The following is a 1,350-nucleotide window of genomic DNA, read 5'->3' on the forward strand; positions in this document are numbered from 1 at the left end:
GCAGCCTGAGCCCCGAATACGTCATCTCCACCTTGGGTCGTCTCGCCGGGCCCGACGCGATCTACGTCGCCGGGGTGGGCCAGCACCAGATGTGGGCCGCGCAGTTCATCAGCTACGAGAAGCCGCGCACCTGGCTGAACTCCGGCGGTCTGGGCACCATGGGGTTCGCCATCCCGGCCGCGTTGGGCGCCAAGATAGCCCGGCCGGACGCCGAAGTGTGGGCGGTCGACGGTGATGGCTGCTTCCAGATGACCAACCAGGAGTTGGCCACCTGCGCGATCGAGGGTGCGCCGATCAAGGTCGCGCTGATCAACAATGGCAATCTCGGCATGGTGCGCCAATGGCAGACCCTGTTCTACGGCCAGCGCTACTCGCAGACCAACCTGGCCACCCACTCGCACCGCATCCCCGACTTCGTCAAGCTGGCCGAGGCCCTCGGCTGCGTCGGATTGCGGTGCGAGCGCGAAGACGACGTCGTCGAGGTGATCAACGCCGCACGTGCGATCAACGACCGGCCGGTGGTGATCGACTTCGTCGTCGGCGCCGACGCGCAGGTCTGGCCGATGGTGGCCGCCGGAACCAGCAACGACGAGATTCAGGCCGCCCGTGGCATCCGTCCGTTGTTCGACGACGACGAGACCGAAGGGCACGCTTGATGTCCGCCTCTGTGCCTGGTGGTTCCGATTCGACGACACACACATTGTCGGTGCTGGTCGAGGACAAGCCCGGGGTGCTGGCCAGGGTGGCGGCGCTGTTCTCGCGGCGCGGTTTCAACATCGAGTCGCTGGCCGTCGGTGGCACCGAACAGAAGGACATGTCCCGGATGACGATCGTCGTTTCGGTGGAGGACGTTCCGTTGGAGCAGATGACCAAGCAGCTCAATAAGTTGGTCAACGTCATCAAGATCGTCGAGCAGGACGAGAGCAAGTCGGTGGCAAGGGAGTTGACGCTGATCAAGGTACGAGCCGACGCCGGCACCCGCGGCCAGGTGATCGAGGCCGTGAACCTGTTTCGTGCCAAGGTGATTGACGTATCTCCGGAGTCGTTGACCGTCGAGGCCACCGGAACGCCGGGCAAGGTGGACGCGCTGCTGCGAGTCCTGGAGCCCTACGGGATCCGCGAGATCGTCCAGTCCGGGATGGTGGCGCTGTCTCGCGGCCCGCGCAGTATCGGCTCGGTGAAATAACGAGCCAAGTAACCAGCAAGGAGAAATCTGTATGGCAGTCCAGATGTTCTACGACGACGACGCGGACCTGTCGATCATCGCCGGCCGCAAAGTCGGGGTGATCGGATACGGCAGCCAAGGGCATGCGCACTCGCTGAGCCTGCGCGACTCCGGCGTGCGGGTGC

The 1,350-nt window shown here is 64.7% G+C and carries 2 protein-coding genes and 1 pseudogene; all 3 read left to right on the forward strand.

Translation table 11 applies throughout. The features are described 5' to 3' along the window. A partial coding sequence (locus tag AC2VON_RS24960; protein WP_486955214.1) for a thiamine pyrophosphate-dependent enzyme occupies positions 1-656 on the forward strand: 656 nt, incomplete at its 5' end. Continuing rightward, positions 656-1,186 (forward strand): acetolactate synthase small subunit, encoded by a 531-nt coding sequence (gene ilvN, locus AC2VON_RS24965; protein ID WP_486955215.1) that lies wholly within the window; start codon positions 656-658, stop codon positions 1,184-1,186. The genes AC2VON_RS24960 and ilvN, both read left to right, overlap by 1 nt. A gap of 43 nt (positions 1,187-1,229) precedes the next feature. Next, positions 1,230-1,350, forward strand: a pseudogene (locus AC2VON_RS24970) (ketol-acid reductoisomerase); the annotation flags it as partial.

It is taken from the genome of Mycobacterium sp. TH-M82 (assembly GCF_057473605.1).